This is a genomic window from Ochrobactrum sp. PL_is501 (assembly GCF_055816895.1).
Genome location: NZ_JBVPGR010000026.1, coordinates 49633 through 70671, shown reverse-complemented (window position 1 = coordinate 70671; position 21039 = coordinate 49633). Strand labels below are relative to the sequence as shown.

The following is a 21039-nucleotide window of genomic DNA, read 5'->3' as shown; positions in this document are numbered from 1 at the left end:
GTTGCACTCATTAGTAAATTGCAGATTCTCGCGCGGAGTGACGGATATTGCGTCCGGGTTAGTGCACATTCAAGAGTGAATCTGGAATTGGCCTGCAGTGTTGGGGTGGACGGCCTCCGAACGGCAGAAACGCGCCAAAGGGGGCGGCCTGCCCCATTTGCGGCCCTTCCTGCACAGACGCTTCGCACTGTTCGGGATGCGCCTCAAAGCATATCGCATTTTATTGTGTTCGCATGACACGCTTTAAGCTTCTGTTTTTAAACATGTCTCCCAAAACCGGTTCCCACTTTTGGGAGACATGCATTAATTTGCCGCGTGTTTGGGCGTGCTCGCTTGCAGGACACTCAAATCCGCAACGATGGCCGCAGCTTCATTCTGCAAAACATCCGTCGCGTTCTTGCGGCTCTTCTCGATTGCAAGGTCGGCACTCAGGCTTCGCTCGTTCGACTGCAAACCGTCGTCAATCTGCGTATCAATACCATCATTGGATTTTCCGCGTGCCTTGGCCCGATTTTCCTGCGCGGTCATCTCATTGCGGCGCACCGTTTCGTTGAGAGAGATAACCGTTTTCTCACGCTGCGCCTTGAGCGTCGCTACATCTTCCACAAAGTCCTGGAACTCGCGGGATTTCTGCACGCGCTCGTCATGCAGATTTTGCAGCTTTGGCAACAGTGCTTTTATCTCGCCTGACGATTTGTATTTAGCCGCGGAGACCTGAGACCACGGCAAAGCGTTGTCGAAGCTCGATTCACCGACAAGCTTGAGGTCGAAGAGGCCGGGCAGGCTTATATCCGGCGTCACGCCGCGCAACTGCGTCGTTCCACCGTCGACACGGAAGAACTGCGCGACCGTAAATTTAAGTTCGCCATATTCGGGCTTGGGATTGTTGGCCACTTCGTCGAGGTCAACCACGGTCTGCACGGTTCCCTTGCCGAAACTTGGCTCGCCGATGACCACGCCACGACCGTAATCCTGCATTGCCGCAGCGAAGATTTCCGAGGCAGAGGCAGAGCCACGATTGATAAGCACGCCCAGCGGTCCCTTCCAGGCTGGAGCCGGAAGATTGTCGCTTTCAACCTTGACTTCGCCGTTTGCGTTGCGTTGCTGAACCACCGGACCCTTGCCAACGAATAGACCTGTCAGGTCAATCGCCTCGCTCAGCGATCCGCCGCCATTGTTGCGAAGATCGACCAGAACACCCTCAACCTTATCCTGCTTCAACTCGGCGATCAGCTTGGCAACATCGCGGCTGGCGCTCCTGTAGTTCTTGTCGCCCTTCCGCCGCGCTTGAATATCCTCGTAAAACGCCGGGAGAGTGATCACTCCGATCCTGCGGGTAACGTCTCCGTCCTTTACGGGAAGGATCGTTTTCTTGGCAGCCTGCTTGTCGAGACTGATCTTGTCGCGAACCAGTGTGATGACATGGTGCTTGCCGTCAGCCCCAGCATCAGCCGGCAGGATATCGAGGCGCACGACCGATCCCTTATCACCACGGATCATTTGCACAACTTCATCGAGGCGCATTCCGATTACTTCTTTGATCGGACCGTCTTTGCCCTGACCTACCCCGATGATACGATCGCCCACGGCAAGCTTGCCCGACGACTGCGCCGGGCCACCGGCGACCAGCTCGCGGATCGTCGTGTAGTCGTCTCTTTCCTGAAGCACCGCGCCGATGCCAACCAGCGATAGCTTCATGGAAATATCGAATTCGGCTGAAGCCTTTACGCCGAAATAATCGGTATGCGGATCGACCGATGTCGTATAGGCAGCCATGAATGACTGAAAAGCATCGTCGCTTTTGTATTTATACGTGCGTTCGATGGAGTTCTCGTAACGCTTGTCGAGCGTCTTGCGAATAGTCGCATCGTCCTTGCCGGCGAGTTTCAGACGGAGCCAGTCGTTCTTGACGCGCTTGCGCCACAGATCGTCGCTTTCTTCATTGGAGCGCGGCCAAGGCTCCTTGTCGCGCATGGTGGAAAAATCTTCCTGCTTGCTGAAATCGAAATTCTGCTTGAGCAGACCACGTGCAAACGTCATACGCTCGATGATGCGCATCTGGTAGACGTTGAAGATCGAAAACGGAATGGTCAGGTCCTGACGGTCGATGGCATCATCGATTTCCTTGCTGCTGGCCAGGAACTTGTCGACATCCGCCTGCAGAAAGATGAGCCTGTCCGGGTCGAGCGAGTCAATAAACCGGTTCATGATCCGAACCGATAACGCATCATCCAGCGGAACGGGCCGATAATGGAAGCGGGAAAGAAATTCTGCCGTCAAATGGGCGGCTTGCACCTGCTCAGGCGACGGTTTCAAAACAGTCGGAGAACGGACGTCGAGCGCATATGCTGGCAAAACACCTGCCAGGAAGAGACAAACCAGGCTAATTTTGATGCGTTTCAAGTGATGTTCCATTCTTGACGCTGAGCGTTTGATTCCAACCCTTGTTGGCTAAATATGGTTCTTTGGCAACCGTCTATGCCATTGGGAGCTGTTTCTTGCTTTCATAAGCTTTGGAATGCCTGTCCAAATTATATCCGGGAGGCCCTTACCGAGGGAGAGACGACAAAGGGCAGGAGCGGCTATTTATTCCGAATTTTTGTGACCGGCTTATCTGCGCCCAAAGCGCGCTTCACTGCCGCCCGTGCGGATGCCAGATCGGGCATGACCCAGTTCGGCTCCCCGCCAAGAAACTTATCGAGAAATGCGATCGCATATCCGGGCATTTCGGCGATATTTTCCCTATAGGACCACCATGTGCGTAATTCATCGGCGCATTGATCTATGTCGGGGATCGTACCGAACTCCTGTTCCTGCACAGCAGCAATCGCGCAGATACAGTAATTTGTGTAGAGAAACCCTTCTGGCCAGAAGCTGACAATCTCGTAAAGGCGAGCGGCATCCCCCGCAGCGTGCTTTGGTGGGGAAACAACCTTCGCCGGAGATAGACGGATCAGTTCGCGCAACACAAGCCCGGCTGCAAAGGTGATGAAATCCTTGCGATCCACCTTGGCGAAACGCTTGTTCTGGTCAACCAGCTCTACCCAGTTCAGAAACGCCTCGGTGAGCTTCTTTTCATCAATGTCGTATTCAACACCGTAAAGTTCATGCAGCAGGCTTGCATGCTTGCGGAACGTCGCCCTGAACCAACGCAGCTGGCGCAGTCGATGACGCAGATCGGGCATCGATGCCATTTGTTCCCTAAGCAGCAAATCCATGGTGCGAGCGGCCTCCTGTTTCCAAGCGACATTAAGCGAAGTGGATTGAAATGTCAGTCTTCATTCGCCTTTCAATAGCGGAAAAATTATACATATTGACATTCAGGAAGACAAATGTTCTCTAATTGATGAAAGGCGGACGCGGAAAATACCCCGTTCGCCTTCGTGGGAGGAGAACAAAATGGCTATCTGGCAATGGGCTTTGCTGGCGCTCGCCTTGCTATGGGGCTTTCAGTCGCTGGGCGTATGGTTCCAGATGCGCCACTATTCCGATGTGATGAAAGGTATCACTTCGAAATATTCCGACGGCTTTGTTGGCGCCGGGCATATACGGGGACGCTTCGGCAAAGGCGTCATCGTGCTGATCGTCGTCGATCGCAATCTTGTGGTGCGCCGCTTCCTCCAAATGAGCGGACGAACCGTCTTTGCGAAGTTCATCCGTCGCGAAGGCTTTGAGGGAAAGCGCCTTGGCGAATTGCCGGACAATCCCGCGATCGGAGAAGGAACGCCTGAGGTGGTGGCTGCCGCCAGACAGGCGATAGAGCAGATCGGCCGCATAAGAGACCAATCCGATGGGACCGAACTCGAAGGACTGAAGGCAGTGGGAGCATAGGAGTTGCTTGCCTGAAACAAGCAATCGAGGAGGAGCAATGTCGATAGTGACGATGTTGGCGCAACATGCCGACGCAACGATGCAATCCATACATATGGCTGGCAGCATGATTTCCGATGCCGCACTGCATGGCAAACATGCCGCAGAGCACGCAGGAAATGACCTTCTGCAGCTTGCGCAAGCAACTACCCCCGCACCGGGCGATGCGGGCAGTGGCGGAATTACCGTCGATCAGTTCAAGGAACGCCTTCAGAACGTCCAGCAGGAAGAGCAGCTCGGCTGGCTTGCCTCTATCGGCAAGCACTTCATTGGCGTATTCCAGAAAGGCGGCGAAGTTTTTGCCGGATTTGTCACAGGCATCATTCCGACACTTGTGGTGCTGATGACCGCGTTTTACGCCGTGACCGAACTGGTCGGCGAAAAGCGCGTCCATGGCATCGCACGCAGCGCGGGGCGCATTGCGCTGACCCGCTACACGGTTCTGCCGGTTCTGTCGGTGTTTTTTCTGACCAACCCGATGGCCTACACGTTCGGTTCGTTCCTGGACGAAAAGTACAAACCTGCCTTCTATGATGCGGCTGTGTCCTACGTCCATCCGCCGCTGGGACTTTTCCCGCACATCAATCCGGGCGAATATTTTGTCTGGGGCGGCGTGCTGGTTGCCCTTCTCGAACTTGAGAAAAAAGGCGCGGTTCCAACCGGTTACCACATCAATGTCGCCATCTGGTACGCGATCGTCGGCCTCGTGGTGATCCTCCTCAAAGGCATACTCACGGAACGCATCACCGCCATCATGGCGCGGCGTCAGGGCATCGAGCTTTAAGCGGGACATGGGGAGGACGACATGGTGAAGACCTATAAGGCAGTTCAGATTTCCCGCGGCTCGAATGGTTGGGGCGGCCCTCTTGTCATTCAACCGACCGAGCAGCGCAACAAGGTGGTTTCGGTCACTGGCGGCGGTATCCACCCGCTTGCACGCCAGATTGCCGAAATGACCGGCGCAGAGGCCGTTGACGGCTTTCGCTCACCGCCAATCGAAAGCGAAATGGCAGTCGTGGTTGTCGATTGCGGCGGCACAGCCCGTTGCGGCGTTTATCCGCGCAAGCGCATCCCGACCGTGAACATCACGCCGGTTGGGCAGGCAGGTCCGCTGGCGCAATTCATTACCGAAGACATCTATGTGTCGGGCGTGAAGCCGGAAAACATTGTTCCGGCTGACGGCTCAACCGCCGCCGCTCCCGCCGCTGCGGCTATTGAAGAAGAAAAGCCAGTGCCTGTGGAGCAGCCAAGCGAAGGCGGCCTTGTCGGGCTTATCAGCAGCATCGGCCGCGTCATGGGCCGCGTCGTGGGCATCTTCTTCCAGGCCGGGCGCCGTACAATCGATCAGGTCATTCGTAACGTTCTGCCATTCATGGCGTTCGTGACGATGCTCATCGGCCTGATCCTCTATACCGGCATTGGCGATATTCTCGCCCAGCCGCTCGGACCATTGGCCAATAACATTATCGGCTTGCTGGTGCTTTCAGCGATTTGCGGTCTCCCGTTCCTGTCGCCGATCCTCGGGCCGGGGGCGGTTATCGCGCAGGTCGTGGGCGTGGCGATCATCGGACCGCAGATTGCAAACGGCACCATTGCCCCGGCGATGGCCCTTCCCGCCTTGTTTGCCTACAACACGCAGGTCGGTTGCGACTTCGTGCCGGTCGGCCTGGCGCTCGGCGAAGCCAAACCCAAGACCATCGAGATCGGTGTGCCCGCAGTTCTGATCAGCCGCCAGATCATGGGCCCGCTTTCGGTTCTGATCGCATGGGTCGTCAGCCTCGCGGTACTCTGAAATCCCGACCCGCCGCGGCAAGCGCTGCGGCGGGCGACCTCTCAAACATATGCAATAACGATGTTTCCGATCAGCTTCACGGGCATCGAATACCAAACGAAGAAAGGACCGCTTCTATGTCGATACATCTGAAAACGCGGATCACCGCAATCGGCCCGGAAGTCGCGGACCTCGCGGAAGGTGGCGTTCTCATCCTGTTTGCTGACGGTTCACCACCTGAACTGGCGGAAGTATCCGTTCTCCATGTAGTGGAAGAAGGCCCTGAAGCATCGGCCCCGGCTGTCGGAACAAAGATCGCAATCGGCGCGCTCAAAGCCGAAATCACTGCCGTTGGCGAAAGCGCCTGGCAGAAGGTGCGCGAAATCGGGCATGTCGTCATTTCATTCACGGGTGCAGGTTCGGCAGATCGCCCCGGTGAAATCTGTGCCAGTGAAATAGCAGGCGAAGAGCTTGTGGCTGCTCTCAAGGAAGGGCAGATTATCACCATTGGCGGCTGAAACTGCCGATCCTCGGATTTGAAATTGCATTCGACTTGAGGCTTACATAGATGGAACGCTCGACTATCGTCCGGGTGCGTGAGGGGCTGCATGCGCGCCCTGCTACCCGCTTCGTTAAACTGGCCAAGGGGTTTGAGAGCGATATTGAAATCGCCAAAGCTGGTAAAAGCGTAAGCGCCAAAAGCTCCGTCAAGCTGATGTTGCTTGGCGTGAAAGAACTCGATGAAGTCACTGTTCGTGCCGATGGAGCAGATGCGATTGAAGCCATTGAAGCCCTGATCGGCTATCTGGAAAACCCGCAAGCGGGGCTGGAAGAGGGCGCCGCGCCGGCTGCACCTGAACCTTTGGCTGCACCTCAAGCCGAAACCGTGCCGCAAGCCGCGATGACGCCAAAACTCCCCGCAGGCCAGATCAAGGGTGTTGGCGCCAGCGAAGGCATTTCATTGGGGGCGGCTTTTCCGTTCTTTCCCGAAGCAATCAAGCCCCTGGGCCGAAAGCTTGGGTCCGCTGAAATAGACGCCGAGATTGCTCGCTTCAGAGCCGCTATCGTCACTGTCCAACAGCGTATGGATGCTTCCCTTTCCAGTGGCGATCTTGCCGACGCTGACAGAGGCATTATCGCGGCACTGAAGGATATTGCCGCAGATGACAGCCTGACTGACGAAGCGCTTGGGCTTATTCGCGGGGGCCTCGATGCCATTTCAGCCATGCTTGCGGCGGCTTCAACCGTGGCCGCACAATTTGCCACGCTTGATGATCCCTATCTCAACGCGCGCGCGGATGATGTTCATGCCGTCAGCCGCCAGATCTGCCTTGCGCTTCTCGGCAAGGAAGACGTCAATCTGGAGGGGCTGCCGGAAGGGTCGGTACTCATCGCCGACGACATCGGCGCCTGGGATCTGGCACGAGCGCCGCTCAAGAAGATCAAGGGCGTCGTCTGCGGACATGGCGGCGCAACATCGCATGTGGCGATCATTGCACGCACACACGGCATTCCTGCGGTTCTTGGCCTCGGGAGCGCCGTGCAGCAACTACGAAATGCGAAAACCGTAGCGGTGGATGGAAGTTCGGGCCTCGTTTATTCCGATCCGGACATAGCCACCCGCGATGCAATCGAAGCGCGCATTTCCAATGCATTGCAGGAAAGGCAGGCGCTGGATGCCTACCGCTCCGTCACGCCGCGCAAGGCCGACGGCACGGTCATAGAAGTCGCAGCCAATATGGGTGCGCTGGAGGAGATCGAAGTCGCGCTTGAAGCCGGTGCGATGGGTGTCGGGCTTTTTCGCACCGAACTCCTTTTCATGAAGCATATTCACCTGCCTTCCGAAGATATGCAGACCGAAACCTATTCCGCGCTGCTGAAAGCCTTTGCCCCGAATCCCGTTATCGTTCGAACACTGGATATCGGCGGGGACAAACCGATTGCAGGCATCGAGTTCCCGGAAGAAGAAAACCCTTTCCTTGGCTGGCGCGGCATTCGCATGTGCCTGGACCGGCCGGATGTGTTCAAGCCGCAATTGCGAGCCCTTTTGCGTGCGGCGGTCAGCGGCAATCTCAAGGTTATGTTGCCCATGGTTTCGGATGTCGAGGAAATCCGCGCAACCAAACGCCTTATCACTGAATGCATCGGCGAGCTTGAAAGCGAAGGCAAGGCCTTTGCCGGGTTCGATCTTGGTGTGATGATCGAGACCCCCGCAGCCGTTTTCGCAGCGCGGGAACTTGCAAAAGAAGCAGCTTTCTTCTCCATCGGCACCAATGACCTGACGCAGTATGTGATGGCTGCGGATCGGCTCAATCGGACCGTTGCAAAGCTCAACGATGTCAGCCATCCGGCTGTGATGGCGGCAATCGAGATGACCGCGAAAGCGGGAACCGAAGCAGGCATCATGGTGGGCATGTGCGGCGAGGCGGCAGGCAAGCCGGAACTCATCGGTGCGTTCCTGCGAATGGGACTGACCGAACTCAGCATGAGCCCGGCATCAATTCCCCGCGCAAAGAAGCTGATTATGGATATGTTTCAGCCGTCCGGCCCGGATCAGGGAAGATGAGCAATTAACGTCTGGAACAATGGCTCGAGCTGCGCCTGATCGCGATCTTCTGCCGCCTGCATGAGACGATCATGGCGCACATCCAGCGCCAGAATTGCACTTTCCAAAGGATCGACGCCCGCCAGATCGGCCGCTTTTGCAGTCGCCAGACCGCAGGCAAGTCCCGCCGCCGCGAAACAGGTCGTTTCAAATTTACGCAAGGCCTGCGGGTCAAGATGCCCTTCCATGGAGATAAAACGCACGGGCCTTTCGCCGAGCAGTTCCAGGAAAAGAGCTGTCACGGCCTTGGCAGTTGCCGCAATTTTCGTTTCGCCTGCTTCTGCCGAAAACACGTTCTTCAGCAACGAGCCATATTTCCGTATCATCCTTGCGTGAACCGTTACGAACGCGGCTTCGTGGATCAGCACGTTCGGCAACTGATGGCGGCGCAGTACTTCCTTGGCGAGATAATACATATCCTTTCGGAAAGCGCGCGCTCCTTCCGTGCCAGCGCCGAAATAAACCGACAGGCTTTTTACATGCGGCGCGCTGTTATGGACTTTCGGGTCGGCAGAAATCAGCGAAATGGAAATCGTTTCGGCTGTCGTCAGGGCCTTGTCCACCATGCTTGCCGCATGTTCCAGCAACAGTTCAGGGGACGGAATGTCGCTGCGCCTTTCGGCTTCCGGCAAACCGTCATGGCAATTGCGACGAATCATGTATCGAACCCCGCGCAGGCGGTCCTTCAGATTGACTGCAATTTCTTCCGAAAGAGTGCGCAACATCGTCGATTTCCTTATGGCAGCACCATCGCAACAGGATGGACCAGGCACTTGAATTATGGTTTGCCTTCACACGGAAAAGCAATAGTTTCGGTGTAGAAACAGCGCTTCTATAATGCAGTATTACGCCGTTAATTTGAGGGATAGTTTTGAAAAAAGCCGGCAGGAAGACACAGAAAAATCCGGAAGCAGCCGACCTCATCATCGGATCGGAAGGTGTGGCTGCCGAAAACCGCACAAGCCGGCTGCGAACACGCGCTGCGTGGATGTATTACGTCGAACAGATGACCCAGAACGATATCGCGGAAGCGCTCGGTGTCGGACGTGTCACGATCGTTCGCCTTCTTGCCGATGCCCGTGCGCGCAATGAAGTAAAAATCACTATCGAAGGCAAGCTGGCAAGTCTGACATCCCTTGAAGTCGAGCTTGAGAAAACCTTCGGTCTGGAGCGCGCCATCGTTGCTCCCCTCTCCTCACCCGAGGTCGACCCTATCCCGCCGATCAGTGCCGCCACCGGCGCCTATCTCTCTGAAAAAGTACAGCACGGCATGACGATCGGCGTTGGCTGGGGACGGACTCTTTCCAGCACTCTGCAACACATCGGCGCGCGTCCGCTCAACGATCTGAAAGTCATTTCCCTGCTTGGCGGTATCGTACAGCCGCGCCGTTCAAATCCGCCGGAATTCGCCTGGCAATTTGCCCAGATTTTTCAGGGCGAAGGCTACCTCATCCCCGCCCCGGCTCTGGTCGACAGCAAAGAAACCCGCACTGCACTCATCGAGCGCTGTGGCCTGAACACAGTACTCGACATGGCTGAAAAACTCGACATGGTCCTGCTCAGCGTCGGCGATATTCAGACTGCCAGCAGCACGTCTTATCGTGTCGGGCTGATCGATGAGGCGCAGAAACAGTCGCTCATCGAAAACGGCGCCGTTGGCGACGTGTTGTTCCACTTCTATGACAAGGACGGCAAGATCGTTGATGATCCAGTCCATGATCGTGTCATGTCGGCGAAGATTGAGAGCCTTCAGAAGACGCCGCAGCGTATCCTCACCTCAGGTGGAAAAGAGAAGATTGCCGCTCTGCTTGGCGCAATAAAGCTTCTGAAGCCCACTGTTCTCATCACCGATGAAGAAAGTGCTGCGCAGATGCTGAAAGCGCGATCCGGGTAGATGCAAAAAGCACATCGTCGCAAAACAATGTGCTTTTTCTGATTGCCGCATTTGCGATGAAACCGGCATCAATTGGCAGCGGCCGCACACTCTTTCAGGATTTGCAGCACCGCAGCCCGCTCCTCGATTTGTGGCATATGTCCGCAACCGGGGAAGATATGGACGCCGACTTTACCCGGCAAACCATGCGCATGAGCAACGGGGATAACACGGTCTTCAGCACCGAAAATAAGCCGCACCGGCATCGCAAGCGAGGCAATGCTTGAGCGCACTTCAAAGGTCTGCGTGCCATCTGCGAAGAACCGGGCGCCAATCGCTTCCTGCGTATTGCGCAATTCTGTATCGGCAGCCTGCGCAACAGTTGCAGTGATGAACGGCTTGGTCAGATGGTTCTCGTCAGCGACGAGCAGCTTCAGCCAGGGAACGATGCTGGCTTCGCTTTTCGCGCCGACAAGCCCCTTGATAAAGGCACCGTTGATCTGAGGCCCCAAGCCGCCCGACGAAATCAGCAGCAAGGAGCGCACATCGACCAGCCCCCGCGCCGCAATGACGGTCGCCACCGCACCGCCAAGCGAATGCCCGACCAGAAGACACGCGCTTACGCCCAGAGACTCCAGTGTCGCTTCCACAGCGACGGCAATCTCGTCGATATTTTCGGGAACGATGCGTGGCGAATTGCCGTGTCCCGGAAGATCAACCGCCAGAATCGGATGGCCAAGCGATGCACCGGCAAACAATCCGCGCCATGAATTGAGATCGGCTGCAAAACCGTGGAGCAGAACCACCGGCAGACGCCCCGCTTCACCCTCACGCAACCAGACAGCATTGAGCTGGCCGGGAGAGCGCGGCTCCGCGCTTTTGCTTGCAAACGATTTGGCCGTGACCGCTGCTTTCGCAATGCCAATATCGCCTTCAACGTCCTTCTTCTGCACGCGGCCCTTCGGCCCCGAGCCCTGAACGGCAGCGAGGTCAATGCCTGCGTCGCGCGCAAGTCGGCGGGCAAGCGGTGTCGCCCGCACCTTCGCGGCTGAACCCCGCTCATCGTCTTGGGAGGACTTGGGATCAAGCTCGCTCGGCGGAGCTGTTTCGATAGCGGCATTTACAGGCGCAGCAACAACCGGCTCTTCGGCAACAACCGCGGGCTTGCCATGGCGCTCTTCGCCTTCTTCATAAATCCAGGCGACGGCCTGACCGACAGGCACGACCGTCCCTTCCGCCGCGCTGATGTCTGCGATGATGCCCGATGCGGGGGCATCGACTTCCATCGCAGCCTTGTCGGTCTCGATTTCAAAGAGAAGTTGGCCTTTCGTGACCGTATCGCCATCCTTGGCATACCATCGCGAGATCTGCCCCGTCTCCATATCCATATCGACCTTGGGGAGAATGACTTCCACGGCCATGGTCAGCGCACTCCCTTAACCAGATCGCGAGCACTTTTCAGGATGTCGGGCACCTGTGGAACGGTCGCGCGTTCGAGGTCGGGATTATATGGAATTGGTGTTTCGGCGCCGCCAAGACGCACGATGGGCGCATCGAGATAATCGAAAGCCTCGCTTTCCGCGACGATAGCGGAAATTTCGGCACCAATGCCAAGCGTCTTGACCGCTTCATAAACACAGAGCAGCCTCGACGTCTTCTTGACGCTTTTGACAATGGTTTCGCGATCGATCGGGCGCACCGTGCGCAGGTCGATCACTTCAACATCGATCCCATTCCGGGCCAGTTCGGCAGCGGCATCAAGCGCCTTGTGCACCATGATCGCGGTTGCGACGATGGTCAGGTCGCGGCCTTCGCGAACCACTTCAGCCTTGCCGATGGGAACGGTGTAGAAACCTTCGGGAACCGGACCTTTCATCTTGTAAAGCAGCTTGTGCTCAAAGATCATTACGGGGTCCGGGTCTTCAACGGCAGCGAGCAACATGCCCTTGGCATCATGTGGCGTAGAAGGCTGGAGGACCTTCAGGCCCGGCACATGCCCGAGCCACGCTTCCAGGCTCTGGCTATGCTGCGCTGCGGCACCCGTTCCAGAGCCAGCCGGAAAACGCATGACCAGCGGCACGGACACAGCGCCGCCAAGCATGTAGCGGATTTTTGCCGCCTGATTGACGATCTGCTCCATACCGAGGGCAGCAAAGTCGGAAAACTGGAACTCGAAAATCGGCCGCATGCCGGTCAGCGCTGCGCCGACAGCCACGCCGGCGCCGCCCAGTTCCGAAATCGGTGTATCCATGACCCGGTCTTCACCGAAACGATGGACAAGATCACCGGTCACCTGAAACGCGCCGCCATAGACGCCAATATCTTCGCCCATCAGAAACACGCGGTCGTCGCGCTCCATGGCAATCGCCATGGCTTCCTGGATAGCTTGCGAATAGCTCAACTCACGAATTGTCGCGTCCATGTTCAAATATCGTCCGTGTAAACGTCGCGGGTCAGGTTGGTCAGGTCGGGCGCAGGGCTGTTCCTGGCGAATTCAATCGCCTCGGCGATTTCCTTCTCGACCTCCGCGCGGATTGCCTCGATCTCGGCGTCGTCGATGAAGCCATAGGCTTTCAGATCAGCCTCAAAATGCGCGATCGGATCGCGATCATTCTGCCAATGCTCGATTTCTTCCTTGGTGCGATAACGGTTGCGGTCGCTCTTGGAATGCCCCCGGATGCGGTAGGTCTTGTTTTCAATCAGCGTTGGTCCGTCGCCGCGCCGTGCGCGTTCGGTGGCCTCGCTGACAGCCTCCGCCACTTCCGACAGATTATTGCCGTCGACGATCACGCCCGGCATATTATAGGCCGATGCACGGTCGGCAACATTGGCAACCGCTGTCGAGCGCTTGGTGGAGGTGGACATGCCGTAGCCGTTGTTTTCGCACACGAAAACGACCGGGAGCTTCCAGACCGAGGCCATATTGAGGGCTTCGTGGAAAGCACCCTCATTGTTCGCGCCATCCCCGAAGAACGACACGACGACCTTGCCGTTTTTCTGTTTCTTGGCAGAAAGCGCAGCGCCGACCGCAATCGGAATACCGCCGCCGACAATACCGTTCGCGCCAAGGTTTCCCTTGGAAACATCGGCGATATGCATGGAGCCGCCACGCCCCTTGCAATAGCCGGTTTCCTTGCCGAAAAACTCGGCAAACATACGCTTCACGTCCGCGCCCTTGGCGATGCAGTGGCCGTGACCGCGATGGGTGGATGTGATCATGTCGTCGTCGTTAAGCGGCAGACAGGAGCCCATCGCGCTTGCTTCCTGTCCGATGGAAAGATGCATCGTTCCGTGAATGAGGCCACGCGTGTAGCTTTCCTCCGCCCCCTCTTCAAAGCGCCTGATGAGATACATCTTGTGCAGCGCTTCTTTCAGCTGATCCGGCGAATAGATGCGGAAGGCATAAGGCAGGTTGTGGCGGTCGCCCGTATCCTGCGGCTCAACTTTTTTGGCTTGAACCATGGTGTTTGTCCTTACGCCCCGTAAACGAGCTTGTCTTGACGCGCGCGCAGCTCCGCAATCCTGGAACCGGGAGCCACAGCCGCATTATCGTAGGTAATGAGCTCGCCCTTCTTGATCGGCCTGGTCACGCTGCCGCCTTGCAGAAGTCCGCAGGGGATCGCATGCGCGCTACGCGCTTCGCCGGACGTCATGATCCATGCGCGGTAGCAATATTCGCCAATGGCATCGAGCTTTTCGCCCGGCTGCATGTCCTTCTTTGCAACCGCGGCCACTTCCGCGACCGGCTTTGAAAGCGGCACCATGTCCGGCTTGCCGTAGAGCACCACGCGGGCGCAGGTCAGCGGCACTTCAAGGGACGTCAGGTGATAGGGGCGATGGAATGTGAAATATGGACCCTTGCCCATTTTCAAGTCTTCCATGCGCTCAGAAATGCGTGGATGCGACATGTCGGCCACGACAAACACGCCCGGAGCAACGCCCTTGCCGATGGAATAATCCACCACGCCGACCTTCGACAGCACGCCGCCGTCCTTTTCAGGGATCAGTGTCTTGTTGAGCTGGTCGAGCGTTGCGGCGGGGCCATGCATGCCAGCCTTGTCCGGGACAAGACCCGTAGCGTTGGCGATGGCGGCCATTTCGACCATGGTTTTCGAACCATCGACGAATTCCACCAACATGCGCACATTCATGTTACGGCGCGTGGCTTCTTCCATATATTGGTCGGGAACAGCATCGATGTTGAGCGGATTATTCTTGCCCTTGCCCGCCGCCACAATCGGATGACCCATGGCGGTCACGAACTCGATCAGTTCCATGCAGGATGACGGCTCATCGCCAGCCCCAAGCGAATAGGTGACGCCGAGACGTTCGGCTTCGGCTTTCAGGTAAGCGCCGATCGTCACGTCCGCTTCGACATTCATCATGACGAGATGCTTGCCATGCTCCATCGCGCGCAGGCCGATTTCGGCGCCGACAGCCGGAACACCGGTTGCATCGATCACGACGTCGATAAGATCGTTTTCGAGGATCAGATCGGCATTGTCGGTTACGGCGATCTTGTGCGCTTCCATGGCGGCGGTCAGATCGGAAGCGGTAGAAACCTCGCGGCCGTGGCCTTCTTCCCGGAATGCAATATCGACGGCTTTCAGGGCATTGGGAATGCGCAGTTCTGAGATGGCGCCAACCTCGATGCCCGGCATATGCGCAACGCGCGTGACGATATCGGTGCCCATTTCGCCGGAACCAATCAGTCCGATACGGATCGGCCGCCCGCTATCCGCGCGCGCCTGCATGTCACGCGCCAAACCTGTCAACGCCACATTGGTTGCCATCGCTTCCTCCTGAACCTCCCTGCAAAAATTCTCGCAGTCTCCTCTGGCACCCTATCGATTAATGAACATTTGTTTCTAAGTCAATACGTGTGTTCATTTGATTGTCGCAGGCGCTCACATCCAGATGCCATATTGTTATTCAACTTTGGTTTGATATAGAATACAAATGTTCTGCCGTTTCGCCTCTTTCACACTTTGAAACGTCGATACGTGCGAGCTAATAATGGCGTTCTGATAGCTCGGCGCACTTTGGGAAAGTGCTCCGGGGGGAGGAGAAATAAATGGACGCATTTCTGAGCGGGCTAAAGTCGGCTATCGACACACTTGGGGCAACGGTTCTGCTGCCCATCGTCATTTTCATCATTGCCGTCATACTCGGCGCGAAAGTGGGCAAAGCCTTCCGCGCAGCCGTGACCATCGGTGTGGCTTTCATCGGCATCAATCTGGTTCTGGGCCTCATGTTCACCTCCATCGGTGAAGTGGCGCAGGCAATCGTCACCAATACCGGCATCAAGCGTGATATTGTCGATGTCGGCTGGCCCTCGGCTGCGGCGATCGCTTTTGGATCGTCGGTGGGCTTGTGGGTCATTCCGGTCGGCATTCTCGTCAACATCGCGCTTCTGCTGCTGCGCTGGACGCGCACGCTGAATGTGGACGTCTGGAATTTCTGGCACTTTGCCTTTGTCGGCTCACTGGTCGTCGCTGCAACGGACAACCTCGCCTACGGCATCATCATTGCAGCACTCGTTGCCGCTCTATCCCTGTTGTTTGCAGACTGGTCCGCGCGCGCCGTTCAGCAATTTTATGGCGTACCGGGCGTTTCCGTGCCGCATCTGGCTTCCGCGCAGATTCTGCCGATTGCGATCATCCTCAACTGGATCATGGACCGCATTCCCGGCATCAACAAAATCAATATCAGCACCGAAACCATCGAACGCCGCTTCGGCGTGTTCGGCGAACCGGTCGTGCTTGGCCTGATCATCGGTTTGGTGCTCGGGCTCATAGCATTTTACAATGCGGGCGATTTCGGCACCGTTCTCGCCAAGGTTCTCGGCACCGGCATGACGCTTGCAGCGGTCATGCTGCTTCTGCCGCGCATGGTCAAAATCCTGATGGAAGGCCTGTTGCCCGTGTCGGATGCCGCGCAGGAATTCGTGCGCAAGCGCACCGGCGACCGTGAACTTCTCGTCGGCCTCGACTCGGCGATTCTCATCGGGCATCCGGCGGCGATTTCGTCCTCGCTCATTCTCGTGCCGATTGCGATCATCCTGTCGGTTATCCTGCCGGGCAACCGCGTGATCCTGTTCGCAGACCTTGCCGTTATTCCCTTCATTGTCGCGATGACGGCACCGCTCCTGAAAGGAAACGTGTTCCGCATGGTCGTCGTCGGAACGATTACGCTGGCCATCGGCTTCTATGTAGCCAATGCGCTTGCACCATTGTTTACCAGCGCTGCCGTTTCGTCGGGCTTCAAGCTGCCTGAAAACGCCCTGCAAATTACGTCTGTGGTCGATGGTTTCCTGTGGGTGCCATATGTCATCATCTCAGCCATCCAGTGGCTTGGTGCTGTCGGTATCGCGGTGATTGCCGTTGTTATTGCAGCACTTTTCATGCTCTATCGTCGCAACACGCTGGCATGGGAACGCGCCGCAGGCGCCGAGGACGAACCGGCGAACGAATTTGCTGCCTGATGGCAGCAATGATCGGCGCAAGAAATCAAAGTCGCACGTCGCAATCGGCGTGCGGCCTTCTTTAAACGGAGAATGGAATGGCAGCCGGCCTGATTGAGTTTCTCGACCCGCAAGCAATCGAGCTTCAGAGCGAAGCAAAAACCAATGAAGAAATTATCCGCATACTCGCGGGCAAACTGGAAAAGCTCGGCTATGTAAAGGCGAGCTATGCCGACGCCGTTGTCAGCCGTGAACTGTCGATGCCAACGGGACTGCCGCTTGAGCGCGACGAGAATGTCGCCGTGCCTCACACCGACCCCGAGCATGTCCTCAAGGCCGGAATTGCTTTGGCGACACTGAGATCACCAATTGAATTTGCCAATATGGAAGACCCTGAAGAAGCTGTTCCCGTTGGATTAGTCTTTCTGCTTGCCATCAATGACAAGGACAAACAGATTGAAACCCTGCAGCAGATTATGGCGACCATACAGGATGCTGACGCACTCGCCAGACTGAAAGCGGCGCGCACGCTGGAAGACGTCCAATCCGCGTTGCAATGAAACGCGCTCTCAATAAATGAACCTGGAGGAACCCATGGCCAGAATAAAAACAATCCTCTTCGCTTGCGGCACGGGTGTGGCGACATCCACGGCAGTGAACGCGACCGTTACCGAAGAAATGAAAAAGCGCGGGCTTACCTTCAATGCCCAGCAGGCGAAGGCAACGGAAGTCGCTTCACTGGCCGACAACGTGGATTTCATTGTTTCCACCACGCCTATTTCGGCTTCGGTGACCAAGCCTGTCATCAAGGGATTGCCCTTCCTCACCGGCATCGGCAAGGATCAGGTTCTCGACCAGATCGAGGCTGAACTGCGCAAGTAATATCTTGACGGTCTGCGGGTTGCAGCAAGGAAGGAGCGGCTATGGCCGCTCCTTCTCGGTTTCAGCTCAAGAAGAAGCCTGCTCGGGCATCCTCGGCAAACTCGTCAGAAGCTTCCTCGTATAGCTATGTTGCGGGTCGGAAAGAATATCCCGCGTATTGCCCTGTTCCACGATCCGGCCCTGTTCCAGAACGATCAGCCGTTCACATAGCAGCGCGACCAGCGCAATGTCGTGCGACACCACCACGAAAGTGGTCCGTTCTGAAAGTGAGCGCATGAGTTCGATGATGCGGGCGCGCGTCGTCAGGTCGAGTGCACTCACCACCTCATCGGCGATGATGAGATCGGGCTTCGAGACGATCGCCCTGGCAATGGCGATGCGCTGGCGCTGGCCGCCGGAAAACTCGTGCGGATAACGGCGAGCCGCATCCGCAGGCAGATCGACGGAAGCAAGCGCCTGCGCAACGGCCTGTGCAATATCGGTCTGGATTTTCAGGGACCGCAGCGGTTCTGCGATAATGTCGAATACGCGCTGACGCGGGTCGAGCGATGAATAGGGGTCCTGAAACACCGCCTGCACCGAACGGCGGAAATCGCGCATGAAACTGCGATTGCGAATATCCAGCGGGTTGCCGCGAAACGAGACATTTCCTGAAGAGGCGCGCTGCAATCCGAGCAGCAATTTCAACACGGTCGTCTTGCCCGAACCGGACTCACCGACAATGCCGAGATTGCTTCCGGTCTCAAGCTTCAGATCCACCTCATGCAGGACCGTCTTGCCCCCGGGATAGGCGAATGAAACACGCGAAAGGTCCATCAATGTCATCGCGCAACCTCCAACGCAGCATCGAATGCCCACGCCGCAGCCACGAGCCCCTGCGTATAGGGTTGCTGCGGGTCGGTGAAGAGCCTTGTGACCGGCCCTTCTTCTATAAGTTGGCCGTGCCGCAGAACCAGCGCGCGTTGGGTGACCGTAGCGACCACCGGCAAATCGTGGCTGATGAACAGAAGCCCCATCCCTTCGTCGCGCACCAGTTGCTCCAGCAGTTTCAAAATTTCGGCCTGCGTGGTGACATCGAGCGCCGTCGTCGGTTCATCCGCAATCAGAAGCCGGGGGCGGCAGGCGAGAGCCATGGCGATAGCCGCACGCTGGCGCTGCCCGCCCGATATTTCATGCGGCCAGGATCGGGCTATACGTTCCGGGTCCGGCAGGGACACGCGTTCCAGAAGTGCATGGACCTGTGCGTTCAATTCACTCTTTCCCAGCCTGCGGCCGTCTCTTGCGGCGCGCCGGTGGACGACCAGACCGACCTGCTTGCCGATCCGCATCAGGGGATCGAGCGCCGTCATCGGCTCCTGAAACACCGTCGCGACGCTCTGGCCGCGTAACGGAACCAGATCACGGTCGCGCGCGCCGATGACCTGACGGTCATCGAGCATGACCGATCCGCTTGCGCGCATCCCGTCCGGCAGCAGTCCCATGATGGCAAGGGCCGTCAACGACTTGCCTGAACCGGACTCGCCGATCAGGCCGACCCGTTCCCCCTGCCCGACCGACAGCGAGACGCCCGAGACCAGCGGCTTGCCGCCGGTTTCGATATGAAGGTTCTCTACTTGCAGCAAAGCGCTCAACGTCGCCTCCTTCGCGTCGGGTCAGCCACGTCCCTCAGGCCGTCTGCGAACAGATTGAGCCCAATCACCAGCGACACGAGCGCCAGACCGGGCGCTATGGCGCCAAAGGGTGCCGTATAAACCGACGCCTGCGCTTCCTGAAGAAGCCGCCCCCAGGATGAGTTGGGCGGCGGTGTGCCGAGACCGAGATAGGAAAGCGATGCTTCGGCAATGACCGCCAGCCCGAACTGGAGCGCGAAATTCACGATCAATGTCGGCCAGATATTCGGCAGCACATGGATGCGAACCAATCCGAGCCACGACGTGCCGGAAATGCGCGAAGCCGTGATATATTCCATCGCCAGAACCCGCTTGGCAAGAATGCGGGTCAGACGCGCCACAATGGCCGAACCGGCAATACCGATGGCCACTATCGCTGTCGTAAGACTGGCGCCATCGCTTGAAGCGACGATCAGCATAGCCAGCAACAACGTGGGGAAGGCAATCAGAATATCGAGCGTCGCAGCCAGAACGTCATCGAGCGTCTGTGTCGCAAACGCGGCAAGGACACCCAGCGTCACGCCAATCACCGCACTGATCGCGACCGCCCCGCAGCCGACGACAAGCGCAATGCGCGAACCGACCATGATCTGGGTCATCAGATCGCGTCCCAGACGATCCGTACCGGCCCAATGCAGCCATGAAGGCGCTTCCAGCCGCCCGCCCACCATTTCGCCGACACCGTAAGGCGTCCACACCAGCGTGAGTAGCGCGACAACCAGATGCACTCCGAGCAGCAACCCTCCCGCGACCAGCGGCCATGGCAGTCGCCAGGCTGGCTTGGGATTTGAAATTCCCATTTCCACAGGCTCCGTCATGCTCGCTCTCCGGCAGATCGCTGGCGCAGGCGTGGGTCAATCAACCGTTGCAGCAAGTCGGCGGCAAAGCCGACCAGCAGCACCAGAAGCGTGGAGACAAACAGGACACCCTGAACGTTGGGATAGTCGCGCTGCTCAATGCCGAGCAGGAGCATCGAACCGAGGCCAGGGAGCGAGAATACGCGCTCGACCACAACCGCACCCAGCAATGTCGATGCAAGCTCGATCCCCAGAATGGAGATCACGGGCACCGCGCCGTTGCGGATACCGTGACGGACAAGCGCCTGCGAGAATGTCGCGCCAAGCGCACGCGCGGTGCGAAGATAATCGCTGCCAAGCACATCCTGCGTGGCGGAACGAACATAACGGATCAAAGACGCCGACATGACGATGGCAATGGTCGCGACAGGCAATACAAGCGACTGGAACGCGGCAGGCGCTGTCTGCCAACCGCGTGATGGAAAGCCGCCAGAGGGAAACAGCCTCAACTTAACGGCAAAAACCCAGACCAGCAGAATGCCGATCCAGAAAACCGGCACGGCGATGCCCAACTGGGAAACGACAGATATGAGCGATCCATACCAGCGGTTCTGGCGCACGACCGACAGAATACCGAGTGGCACCGCGATGAGGATAGCAACGAGAAATGCCATCAGCGTCAACGGCACGGTCACGATCAGCCGCTTGCCGATTTCGCCTAGAACCGGCGCTCCGCTCACAAAGGAATTACCGAGATCGAAGCGCAAAAGACTGCCGATAAAGCGCAGGAACTGTTCATAGAGCGGCAGGTCCGACCCGACCTGCTTGCGTGCGGCTTCGATCTGCGCTGCATCCGCGCCGACGGAAACAAGCGCATTGGCAGGATCGCCCGGCAACAGGCGCAGCAGCAGAAACAGCACGATCGATGCGATGAGAACCGACAGGACCAGTATGGCCGAGCGGCGTATGATATAGGCGAAAATAGCGTTTACCTCTCCGATGTGAGGGGCAGCGCTCGGACCCTCATGCAAATGCGACAACGCCGCCGGAAACTAATTCAGGCGGCGCGCGCTGTCGAGTTCATGTTCTCGATATCGACAGACGGTTA

20 protein-coding genes are annotated in these 21039 nt (G+C 57.5%); 9 read left to right on the top strand and 11 right to left on the bottom strand.

The genetic code is table 11. The features are described 5' to 3' along the window. Positions 1-303: 303 nt before the first annotated feature. Positions 304-2415 (bottom strand): carboxy terminal-processing peptidase, encoded by a 2112-nt coding sequence (locus tag AC0TOF_RS02965; RefSeq protein WP_473767159.1) that lies wholly within the window; start codon positions 2413-2415, stop codon positions 304-306. A 167-nt stretch (positions 2416-2582) separates the two neighbouring features. Then, a complete protein-coding gene (locus AC0TOF_RS02960) occupies positions 2583-3218 on the bottom strand; it encodes a hypothetical protein (RefSeq protein ID WP_473767158.1) in 636 nt (211 codons plus the stop codon). Positions 3219-3399: 181 nt separating this feature from the next. Here AC0TOF_RS02960 and AC0TOF_RS02955 point away from each other — a divergent pair, with 181 nt between their 5' ends. From AC0TOF_RS02955 to ptsP, 5 genes are all read left to right on the top strand, one after another. Then, positions 3400-3831, top strand: coding sequence for a transcriptional regulator GutM (locus AC0TOF_RS02955; RefSeq protein WP_473767157.1), 432 nt, complete (start codon positions 3400-3402; stop codon positions 3829-3831). 37 nt (positions 3832-3868) lie between these two features. Continuing rightward, entirely contained in the window at positions 3869-4654 is a 786-nt protein-coding gene (gene srlA / locus AC0TOF_RS02950) for a PTS glucitol/sorbitol transporter subunit IIC (RefSeq protein ID WP_473767156.1), read from the top strand. A gap of 21 nt (positions 4655-4675) precedes the next feature. Continuing rightward, on the top strand, positions 4676-5662 hold the full coding sequence (gene srlE / locus AC0TOF_RS02945) for a PTS glucitol/sorbitol transporter subunit IIB (RefSeq protein ID WP_473767155.1): 987 nt from the start codon (positions 4676-4678) through the stop codon (positions 5660-5662). A gap of 116 nt (positions 5663-5778) precedes the next feature. Continuing rightward, positions 5779-6159, top strand: coding sequence for a PTS glucitol/sorbitol transporter subunit IIA (locus AC0TOF_RS02940; RefSeq protein ID WP_473767154.1), 381 nt, complete (start codon positions 5779-5781; stop codon positions 6157-6159). A gap of 50 nt (positions 6160-6209) precedes the next feature. Beyond that, positions 6210-8207, top strand: a complete 1998-nt coding sequence (gene ptsP / locus AC0TOF_RS02935; RefSeq protein WP_473767153.1) for a phosphoenolpyruvate--protein phosphotransferase — start codon at positions 6210-6212, stop codon at positions 8205-8207. On the opposite strand, the gene AC0TOF_RS02930 is transcribed toward ptsP, so the two are convergent. After that, positions 8195-8971 (bottom strand): hypothetical protein, encoded by a 777-nt coding sequence (locus AC0TOF_RS02930; protein ID WP_473767152.1) that lies wholly within the window; start codon positions 8969-8971, stop codon positions 8195-8197. The genes ptsP and AC0TOF_RS02930 overlap by 13 nt on opposite strands. Positions 8972-9117: 146 nt before the next feature. Here AC0TOF_RS02930 and AC0TOF_RS02925 point away from each other — a divergent pair, with 146 nt between their 5' ends. After that, positions 9118-10140 (top strand): sugar-binding transcriptional regulator, encoded by a 1023-nt coding sequence (locus AC0TOF_RS02925; RefSeq protein ID WP_122002142.1) that lies wholly within the window; start codon positions 9118-9120, stop codon positions 10138-10140. Positions 10141-10208: 68 nt separating this feature from the next. Here AC0TOF_RS02925 and AC0TOF_RS02920 read toward each other — a convergent pair whose 3' ends face one another. From AC0TOF_RS02920 to AC0TOF_RS02905, 4 genes are read right to left on the bottom strand one after another with little or no spacing between them, the layout of a single operon-like run. After that, entirely contained in the window at positions 10209-11540 is a 1332-nt protein-coding gene (locus AC0TOF_RS02920) for an acetoin dehydrogenase dihydrolipoyllysine-residue acetyltransferase subunit (protein ID WP_473767151.1), read from the bottom strand. Positions 11541-11542: 2 nt separating this feature from the next. Continuing rightward, positions 11543-12541 (bottom strand): alpha-ketoacid dehydrogenase subunit beta, encoded by a 999-nt coding sequence (locus tag AC0TOF_RS02915; protein ID WP_473767150.1) that lies wholly within the window; start codon positions 12539-12541, stop codon positions 11543-11545. Between the two features lie 2 nt (positions 12542-12543). Then, complete coding sequence (locus tag AC0TOF_RS02910; protein ID WP_473767149.1) at positions 12544-13581, bottom strand: thiamine pyrophosphate-dependent dehydrogenase E1 component subunit alpha; 1038 nt, start codon at positions 13579-13581, stop codon at positions 12544-12546. A gap of 11 nt (positions 13582-13592) precedes the next feature. Continuing rightward, positions 13593-14912, bottom strand: coding sequence for an NAD(P)H-dependent oxidoreductase (locus AC0TOF_RS02905; protein WP_122002146.1), 1320 nt, complete (start codon positions 14910-14912; stop codon positions 13593-13595). A gap of 281 nt (positions 14913-15193) precedes the next feature. Between AC0TOF_RS02905 and AC0TOF_RS02900 the strand changes: the two genes are divergently transcribed. The 3 genes from AC0TOF_RS02900 to AC0TOF_RS02890 all read left to right on the top strand — a co-directional run bounded on the left by AC0TOF_RS02900 (position 15194) and on the right by AC0TOF_RS02890 (position 17464). Continuing rightward, positions 15194-16603: a PTS galactitol transporter subunit IIC gene (locus AC0TOF_RS02900; protein WP_473767148.1), complete on the top strand. Its 1410-nt coding sequence runs from the start codon at positions 15194-15196 to the stop codon at positions 16601-16603. 77 nt (positions 16604-16680) lie between these two features. After that, complete coding sequence (locus tag AC0TOF_RS02895) at positions 16681-17142, top strand: PTS sugar transporter subunit IIA (protein WP_473767147.1); 462 nt, start codon at positions 16681-16683, stop codon at positions 17140-17142. Between the two features lie 34 nt (positions 17143-17176). After that, entirely contained in the window at positions 17177-17464 is a 288-nt protein-coding gene (locus tag AC0TOF_RS02890; protein WP_061345673.1) for a PTS sugar transporter subunit IIB, read from the top strand. 66 nt (positions 17465-17530) lie between these two features. On the opposite strand, the gene AC0TOF_RS02885 is transcribed toward AC0TOF_RS02890, so the two are convergent. From AC0TOF_RS02885 to AC0TOF_RS02870, 4 genes are read right to left on the bottom strand one after another with little or no spacing between them, the layout of a single operon-like run. Continuing rightward, positions 17531-18289: an ABC transporter ATP-binding protein gene (locus tag AC0TOF_RS02885; RefSeq protein WP_473767146.1), complete on the bottom strand. Its 759-nt coding sequence runs from the start codon at positions 18287-18289 to the stop codon at positions 17531-17533. Beyond that, positions 18286-19095, bottom strand: a complete 810-nt coding sequence (locus AC0TOF_RS02880) for an ATP-binding cassette domain-containing protein (RefSeq protein WP_473767145.1) — start codon at positions 19093-19095, stop codon at positions 18286-18288. Before AC0TOF_RS02880 ends, AC0TOF_RS02885 begins: the two co-directional genes overlap by 4 nt. Beyond that, complete coding sequence (locus AC0TOF_RS02875) at positions 19092-19952, bottom strand: ABC transporter permease (protein ID WP_473767144.1); 861 nt, start codon at positions 19950-19952, stop codon at positions 19092-19094. The genes AC0TOF_RS02880 and AC0TOF_RS02875 overlap by 4 nt, the downstream gene beginning before the upstream one ends. Further along, complete coding sequence (locus AC0TOF_RS02870; protein ID WP_473767207.1) at positions 19949-20902, bottom strand: ABC transporter permease; 954 nt, start codon at positions 20900-20902, stop codon at positions 19949-19951. The genes AC0TOF_RS02875 and AC0TOF_RS02870 overlap by 4 nt, the downstream gene beginning before the upstream one ends. Positions 20903-21039: the final 137 nt, after the last annotated feature.

Coding starts and splice junctions, on each gene's coding strand:
- AC0TOF_RS02965 (WP_473767159.1), bottom strand. CDS start 2,415: ATGGAACATCACTTGAAACGCATCAAAATTAGCCTGGTTTGTCTCTTC.
- AC0TOF_RS02960 (WP_473767158.1), bottom strand. CDS start 3,218: ATGGATTTGCTGCTTAGGGAACAAATGGCATCGATGCCCGATCTGCGT.
- AC0TOF_RS02955 (WP_473767157.1), top strand. CDS start 3,400: ATGGCTATCTGGCAATGGGCTTTGCTGGCGCTCGCCTTGCTATGGGGC.
- srlA (WP_473767156.1), top strand. CDS start 3,869: ATGTCGATAGTGACGATGTTGGCGCAACATGCCGACGCAACGATGCAA.
- srlE (WP_473767155.1), top strand. CDS start 4,676: ATGGTGAAGACCTATAAGGCAGTTCAGATTTCCCGCGGCTCGAATGGT.
- AC0TOF_RS02940 (WP_473767154.1), top strand. CDS start 5,779: ATGTCGATACATCTGAAAACGCGGATCACCGCAATCGGCCCGGAAGTC.
- ptsP (WP_473767153.1), top strand. CDS start 6,210: ATGGAACGCTCGACTATCGTCCGGGTGCGTGAGGGGCTGCATGCGCGC.
- AC0TOF_RS02930 (WP_473767152.1), bottom strand. CDS start 8,971: ATGTTGCGCACTCTTTCGGAAGAAATTGCAGTCAATCTGAAGGACCGC.
- AC0TOF_RS02920 (WP_473767151.1), bottom strand. CDS start 11,540: ATGGCCGTGGAAGTCATTCTCCCCAAGGTCGATATGGATATGGAGACG.
- AC0TOF_RS02915 (WP_473767150.1), bottom strand. CDS start 12,541: ATGGACGCGACAATTCGTGAGTTGAGCTATTCGCAAGCTATCCAGGAA.
- AC0TOF_RS02910 (WP_473767149.1), bottom strand. CDS start 13,581: ATGGTTCAAGCCAAAAAAGTTGAGCCGCAGGATACGGGCGACCGCCAC.
- AC0TOF_RS02905 (WP_122002146.1), bottom strand. CDS start 14,912: ATGGCAACCAATGTGGCGTTGACAGGTTTGGCGCGTGACATGCAGGCG.
- AC0TOF_RS02900 (WP_473767148.1), top strand. CDS start 15,194: ATGGACGCATTTCTGAGCGGGCTAAAGTCGGCTATCGACACACTTGGG.
- AC0TOF_RS02895 (WP_473767147.1), top strand. CDS start 16,681: ATGGCAGCCGGCCTGATTGAGTTTCTCGACCCGCAAGCAATCGAGCTT.
- AC0TOF_RS02890 (WP_061345673.1), top strand. CDS start 17,177: ATGGCCAGAATAAAAACAATCCTCTTCGCTTGCGGCACGGGTGTGGCG.
- AC0TOF_RS02885 (WP_473767146.1), bottom strand. CDS start 18,289: ATGACATTGATGGACCTTTCGCGTGTTTCATTCGCCTATCCCGGGGGC.
- AC0TOF_RS02875 (WP_473767144.1), bottom strand. CDS start 19,952: ATGACGGAGCCTGTGGAAATGGGAATTTCAAATCCCAAGCCAGCCTGG.